Below are 6,126 nucleotides of genomic sequence, written 5' to 3'. Positions count from 1 at the left end.
GTCTAAAACAGAAGAACCAATCCCTCTTGTTTTCTTGTAGCCTGGACTATATCACAAAGACAGGCAGAAAATCCCCTTCCTGTGCTCATGTGACAAAATCCCTTCCGTTACCTCAGGACAATATCACTTCCTAATGAGATAGCATGGTCCCCCCTGTATCTACAGGGTGTTGCACAAACCTCATATATTTCTGATACTTACAGACCAAGAATGATGCAAAACCAAGAATACAACCAAGAGGTGGTAAACCTCCATACCCATAGTTTTTATTGTGGCCACGGCAGTGGTACCATTGAAGAATATGTCCAAGCTGCAAGTGAGCATGGTCTTGCCTTGCTCGGCATGAGTGAGCACTGCCCGGTGCCTGATGGCAGGTGGCATCGTAGCCGAATGGACTACTCTCAGATTGAAGCATATGAACATGACTGCCAGATGGCGAAAGAGACTGCTCCCGAAGGGCTTGCTGTGATCACTGGTTATGAGTGTGACTATCTTCCTGAGTATCAAGGGTACTATAGGGAGGTGGCTGAGAGAGTTGACTACCTCATCGGCGCCATCCATGATCTTTCTACAGACCTGAACAATGAGCACTCAGTGTTTTGGCATCAGCTGTCCAAGAAGGATCTTGCTACCTATACCGATATGTACTGCGACATGCTCTCTTCAGGCTTGTTCCTCTTTGGTGCTCATCCTGACTTGTTTGGGTACTACTACCATCATTGGGATACTGAGGCGGAGGCGTGCAGCAGGGCAATTATTGAGTGTGCTGTAGCAAACAATGTAGCCTTGGAGATCAACGCAAACGGGATGAGAAAGCGCAAGGTTCAGCTTGATGAGGGTTGGCGCCACCCCTATCCTCTTTCCCCGTTCTGGGAGATTGCAAGCAAGTACCCACTCCAGGTGGTGACCCATAGCGATGCCCATAAGCCATCCCTGGTCAATGAAGGATACGAGGCATGTGCTAATATTGCAATTGAGAACAACCTACAGCTTTGTTCCTACAGGGTGGAAAGAGAACAGTCAGGTAATGTGCAAATTTCCCTGATCTAACGCCGTTTCTTCTCGGCACACTGTACACAGAGCAGTGCTTCAGGTACCAATTCCAGTCTCCCGAGAGGGATTTCTGCTTGGCATCGGATACAGGTACCGTACGTTCCCTTTTCTATCCTTTGCAGAGCATTTTCAAGCCCAATGATTCTCTTCTGGTTTAGGGACTGGGCATGTGCACTGATCGCTTGTTCACCGATGGCTTCCATTCTGGTTACCCTGCCAAGGCTACACGATGGAGCGATGGCCTGGGTCTCTTGATCAAGAAATTCCGCATGGTGATTCAACTGGGTGAGCAAGGTAGTAATAAGCTCTTTCATTCGCTCAATATCTTCTTGTTTCATGGGTTGTTCCTTTTCTTATTCTTCTCAGTTGAGAAGGGGATGAAGAGAATAGCAAGCATGATGAATGAAGAGACGGCAAGACCGATTACCCCGGTTCCCCGGTAGGAGTGGGTGAAACGGTACACCATGCTGAATGCCCAAGGACCGATTGCGCTTCCTGCCACGATAATCGACATAGCAAAGCCACTCACTGCTCCAAGGTGTTTTCTTCCATAGATCTTGGGCCAGGTGACAATATTGAGCATTCCAAACAACCCTGTTCCGATTCCATAGCCGATAATAACAAGGACAGTACCGGCAGCGGTATGGAGTATCATCATGGCAACTGAAGCTATGATCAGGGAAAGTCCGTAGACAATGTAGATATATTTGATCGCTATCCGGTCACTGAGATAACTTCCGAGGAATCGGGAGATTACTGAAATGACTGAGATCGGGAGGAATATCTTGACTGCTTGACTTGCATCAATGCCAAATTCCCCATAGATGGATACGATGTGGAAAGTGAATGCAGTATTAAACAGGGACCAGTATCCCAGAGAGAGCAGTATTACCCAATATGCGACATGCCTTCTTGCATCCTTGAGATCCAGCTCCTCATGAGCATCCTCACTTCGCGCTGAGCGGTTCTTCTTTGGTTTCGGCAAGCCTCGCTCCATTTCCAGACCACATGATTCAGGATCGCTCCTAAAGAATGTGAGGATAAAGGGGAGGAATAGGAACATGAGTAGTGCTGAAAGTATTCCCAGCGATGATTTCCATCCATATTGATTAATCAAGTGTTGCAGTGGTTGTGGTGCATAGGAAAACGTGAAAGAGGTGGTGATTCCCATCAAACCGGTTGCAAGCCCTCGATGGGTACTGAACCATTTTGCTACCATTCCACGACTGACCAATGTCAATACGCCCTGTCCAAAGAACCTTATCCCAAAAAATCCGAATCCGATTACAGCAAAGGCAGCAATCGAAGAAGGAATTCCGATAGAAGCGAGTAGGGATGCAATATTGCTGGAGAAAACAAGCAACAGAAGAAACAGACTTAAAAAGAACGCTGCAACTGCAGCAACAGGTCTGGCTCCATAGCGGTCAAAGAGCACTCCTGCATAGCTGATAATAAGGCTGCTTCCCAGTGTTCCTACCATATAGGCAGATGAGATACCGACCCTGGATATATTCAGAGAGGTGATAAGATGGTCGGTGAATACAGACACACCCATGGTCTGTCCAGGGATACTTGCCAAAACTCCTATTGCACCAGCAATGAGAATTACCCACCCATAATAGAAAGGAAGGCGCGAAATATACGAACGTTGGGGAATACCGACTGCGGTATCCTTGATTTGCTTCATGCAAAAACTCTTGGAATTGTTTGGTAGAAGCAGAAGTATGAAGAAATTAGCAAGTAATTGCAAGAAGCATGAAAAAAAGTACCCTGCCTCCGCGAGACAGGGTAGTACGTATGATCCTGAAGCCTTTCCGGTTATTCACCGCACTCATCATGATGGGCATGTTCGTGGCAAACACTCCCTGTGGAGGCTAGATTTCCTTCCAGGTACTGCTTGACGGCTTCTTCTGCAGACCCTTTTGCCCCAACAATGACTTCAATGTTGTGTTCATTGAAGATATCCACTGCACCTCCGCCCATTCCACCACTGATAATGGTGTTCACACCCAGTTCGTGAAGGTAGTTGGGCAAAAAACCGGGACGATGGCCAGGGTTTGGCATGCTCTCATGCTTGAGAATCTTTTCGTTCTCTGTCTCGAAAATTTCAAAGCTCTCACAGTGCCCAAAATGACCACATACATTCTTCTTTTCACTTGCTACTGCTACTTTCAACATTCCTTATTTCTCCCTTGCTTCCAATATGTCACAGAGACCGCTAAGATCGGCTCCCTGGTATGCTTCTATCATTCCATTATCACACGCTTCACTCAACAGTGGGTCGATGGGCAGTTTTGCAAGTACCTCAAGGTTGTGGTGCTCTGCAACCACATCGATATGGCTTTCTCCGAAGACCTTGTATTGCTTCTGGTTGTCAGGGCAGAGGAAATAGGAGAGGTTCTCCACCAATCCCACAATCGGTACATTCATTTTCTGCGCCATGTTCACTGCTTTTTCCACTACCATGGAAACCAACTCTTGGGGGGAAGTAACCATGACGATTCCTTCAACAGGAAGGGATTGGAACACCGTCAAGGGGACGTCTCCCGTCCCAGGGGGCATATCAACAAAGAGATAGTCCAACTCTTTCCAGTCCACATCGGTGTAGAAGAGCTTGACCGTGTTTGCAATCAGGGGGCCACGCCATATGACCGCATCACTCTCATTATCCAACAACATATTTGTTGAGATAACCTTGATGCCATTCTTGCTTACCGCTGGTTCAATTCTGCCTTCTTCCCCGGTTGCCTTGCTATGGATACCGAACATCTTTGGGATGGAGGAACCTGTGATGTCTGCATCAAGTACTCCCACCTTGTGACCACGCCTTTGCATTTCAGAAGCGAGTAGGCTGGTAACCGAGGATTTTCCAACCCCTCCCTTTCCGCTTACAACTGCAATGATATTGCCGATGGTGCTTCCTGTCTTGGAATGTGCTCTCATATCTATATCAGGTTGTGCCATGTTGCTACTCCTTATGTGTCTTGAAGTCGAGGATATCTCCACCTGCAAGGTAATGAATGGCTTCCCCCATCTTCCCCTTGAGGTAGGTGTAGTTTTCTTCTCCTGTGCAGTGACAGGTGTAGAATATTGCTTTGCTTGCCAAGAGGATGGCTGCAATCTGGTCCAGGACTTCTGGGTCCTCAGGCTTGCCCGTGCGGTGGTTGTAGAGGTGGAATCCCCCGATTACGCGAGTGGGATAGGAACCGAACTCATCGTGGAAGGCTTCCAGGATATTTACGATCCCGCGGTGAGAACATCCGCTTACCAAGACATGTTCATCCCCTTCCTTGATTGCGAGGTACTGTTCATGGGTGAATGGGTCGACAATATATGCCTCTCCCTCCTTCTTGAACAGGCTCTTGTTTCCCGTGGGAATGAAGCGAGTGCCTTCCACTCTGCTGAACAAGGATACTCCCTCAGCTACCGGGGTGAGTGCTGAGGTAAAGATAAGGCGGTTGTTCCTCAGTAATTCCTGGTCGACTCCAATATAGTGGTAGTCTCCTTCACTTCGCTCGGAGAAGAGTGGCCCAAAGGCTTCCTTTCTTGCATACAGTGGTGCGGTGCTGTTTATTCTGAAAAAGGTCTTAATACCACCTCCATGGTCATAATGGCCATGACTGAGTATGGCAAGGTCAACCTTCTTCAGATCAACATTGAGCTTTTCTGCATTCTCAGCAAACAAGGGACTTGCTCCCATATCGAAGAGCATGGTTTTCTGACTTGCTTCGATGTAGAGACTCAATCCATGTTCTGCTCTCAACGTTGCATTGTTGGTGGTGTTCTCCACCAATGTGATTATTTTCATGTGTGGATACGCTCCTTCATCAATCGTAAGGTCTTCTCATAGATGGTCTTGATCGCCTCAGCTCCCTTGCTGTTCATTTCGACCAACGTCCTATTGGTATTAATTGCTTCCAGTGCCATCTTGTCGTAGGGGATTTTTCCAAGGAATGGTACTCCCTCCTTGTAGCAGTATACTTCTATTTCTGCGCTCTTGCGTTCATTTGAGTCATATTTATTTACAATAACAGCAACTGGTACCTGTAATTGCCTGGCACTGGCCAGCACACGTTTCAGATCAGCGAGCCCACTGACCGAGGGTTCGGCAACCATAAGTGCCAGGCTTACCCCACTTAAGGATGCAATTACCGGGCACCCTATGCCAGGGCTGCCATCTAGAATTGCAACTTCATGGTCGCTACTCACTTCCTTCAGCTGATTCTTGACTTCACTGACCAGTTTCCCGGTAGTACCACTACCCATCAGGAGCATTGCTGTTGAGAATACCTCATCATTACGCTTCAGCAGCTTCAGGTCTCCGACTTTTGCCTCCTCACTGTGTATTGCTTCCACAGGGCAGACATGAATGCAGTAGTTGCAACCTTCACAAGCGATGGGGAGCACTTTATACGGGTTTCCTGGCTTAATGGCGTCGAATCGACATACCTCGAAGCACTTGTTGCAACTGATACAGATATCTGGGTCGATCACGGCCTTGGGCAATCCAAAATAGTCTTTCTTCTGCTCTTGCTCATATGCTCCCATCACGAGATGAAGGTTTGGTGCATCGACGTCGCAATCGGCATAGGCTTTTGCTTCGCTGAGGTTGATAAAGGCACTGGCCACCGTGGTCTTGCCTGTTCCTCCCTTACCGCTGAGGATCAGAATCTGATGCATGGCTGGCCTCCTGTACTACCTTTGACAGCAAATCTTTGAAATAGGTGTGATAGTGTTCATCTTTCTCGGCAGCTAGATACCCGTCACTGGAAAGGAGGGCCAAATGCTCATCGTAGGGGAGTGATCCAATAATCTTGAGCCCATGCTCCCTTGCATAGACCTCACTGGGGTTCTCTCCCTCCTGGGTCTTGTTCAGGAGTACTGCAGAAGGTTTCCCCATAAGGGTTACCAACTCATGTACCATTGCCAGGTTGTGTGCTCCAAAAATGGTAGGTTCAGCAACCAGGAGACAGAAGTCAGCATTGCCGACGGTCTCAGTCACCAGACACCCTGGTCTCTTATACACATCTGACGCTGCCGACGAATTAGCCGGTGCATACCTCCCGGCCCCCC

7 protein-coding genes and 1 pseudogene are annotated in these 6,126 nt (G+C 48.0%); 1 reads left to right on the top strand and 7 read right to left on the bottom strand.

Going from position 1 to position 6,126, the window contains the following annotated elements:
* The first annotated feature begins 210 nt into the window (after positions 1–210).
* Positions 211–1,050 (top strand): histidinol-phosphatase, encoded by an 840-nt coding sequence (locus JF818_RS13360; protein ID WP_233067863.1) that lies wholly within the window; start codon positions 211–213, stop codon positions 1,048–1,050.
* On the opposite strand, the gene JF818_RS13355 is transcribed toward JF818_RS13360, so the two are convergent.
* From JF818_RS13355 to JF818_RS13325, 7 genes and pseudogenes are all read right to left on the bottom strand, one after another.
* Positions 1,047–1,391, bottom strand: a complete 345-nt coding sequence (locus JF818_RS13355) for a TraR/DksA C4-type zinc finger protein (RefSeq protein WP_198892477.1) — start codon at positions 1,389–1,391, stop codon at positions 1,047–1,049. The genes JF818_RS13360 and JF818_RS13355 overlap by 4 nt on opposite strands.
* Positions 1,388–2,740 carry an MFS transporter gene (locus JF818_RS13350; protein WP_198892476.1) on the bottom strand — a complete coding sequence of 451 codons (1,353 nt, stop codon included), beginning with the start codon at positions 2,738–2,740 and terminating at the stop codon, positions 1,388–1,390. Before JF818_RS13350 ends, JF818_RS13355 begins: the two co-directional genes overlap by 4 nt.
* 131 nt (positions 2,741–2,871) lie before the next feature.
* A complete protein-coding gene (locus JF818_RS13345) occupies positions 2,872–3,231 on the bottom strand; it encodes a NifB/NifX family molybdenum-iron cluster-binding protein (protein ID WP_198892475.1) in 360 nt (119 codons plus the stop codon).
* 3 nt (positions 3,232–3,234) lie between these two features.
* Positions 3,235–4,017, bottom strand: a complete 783-nt coding sequence (locus JF818_RS13340; RefSeq protein WP_198892474.1) for an Mrp/NBP35 family ATP-binding protein — start codon at positions 4,015–4,017, stop codon at positions 3,235–3,237.
* Between the two features lie 4 nt (positions 4,018–4,021).
* Positions 4,022–4,861, bottom strand: coding sequence for an MBL fold metallo-hydrolase (locus JF818_RS13335; RefSeq protein ID WP_198892473.1), 840 nt, complete (start codon positions 4,859–4,861; stop codon positions 4,022–4,024).
* Positions 4,858–5,733: an ATP-binding protein gene (locus JF818_RS13330; protein ID WP_198892472.1), complete on the bottom strand. Its 876-nt coding sequence runs from the start codon at positions 5,731–5,733 to the stop codon at positions 4,858–4,860. The genes JF818_RS13335 and JF818_RS13330 overlap by 4 nt, the downstream gene beginning before the upstream one ends.
* A pseudogene (locus tag JF818_RS13325) lies at positions 5,705–6,126 on the bottom strand (hypothetical protein); the annotation flags it as partial. The pseudogene JF818_RS13325 and the gene JF818_RS13330, both read right to left, overlap by 29 nt.

It is taken from the genome of Sphaerochaeta sp. S2, from assembly GCF_016406725.1.
In the GTDB taxonomy this organism is placed as follows: domain Bacteria; phylum Spirochaetota; class Spirochaetia; order Sphaerochaetales; family Sphaerochaetaceae; genus Sphaerochaeta.
Note: the sequence above shows the minus strand (reverse complement) of the source record. Positions and strands in the feature narration are given on the sequence as shown.

What these genes read in the sequence shown, in the direction of transcription:
- JF818_RS13360 (WP_233067863.1), top strand. Translation starts at nt 211, where the DNA reads ATGATGCAAAACCAAGAATACAACCAAGAGGTGGTAAACCTCCATACC.
- JF818_RS13355 (WP_198892477.1), bottom strand. Translation starts at nt 1,391, where the DNA reads ATGAAACAAGAAGATATTGAGCGAATGAAAGAGCTTATTACTACCTTG.
- JF818_RS13350 (WP_198892476.1), bottom strand. Translation starts at nt 2,740, where the DNA reads ATGAAGCAAATCAAGGATACCGCAGTCGGTATTCCCCAACGTTCGTAT.
- JF818_RS13345 (WP_198892475.1), bottom strand. Translation starts at nt 3,231, where the DNA reads ATGTTGAAAGTAGCAGTAGCAAGTGAAAAGAAGAATGTATGTGGTCAT.
- JF818_RS13340 (WP_198892474.1), bottom strand. Translation starts at nt 4,017, where the DNA reads ATGGCACAACCTGATATAGATATGAGAGCACATTCCAAGACAGGAAGC.
- JF818_RS13335 (WP_198892473.1), bottom strand. Translation starts at nt 4,861, where the DNA reads ATGAAAATAATCACATTGGTGGAGAACACCACCAACAATGCAACGTTG.
- JF818_RS13330 (WP_198892472.1), bottom strand. Translation starts at nt 5,733, where the DNA reads ATGCATCAGATTCTGATCCTCAGCGGTAAGGGAGGAACAGGCAAGACC.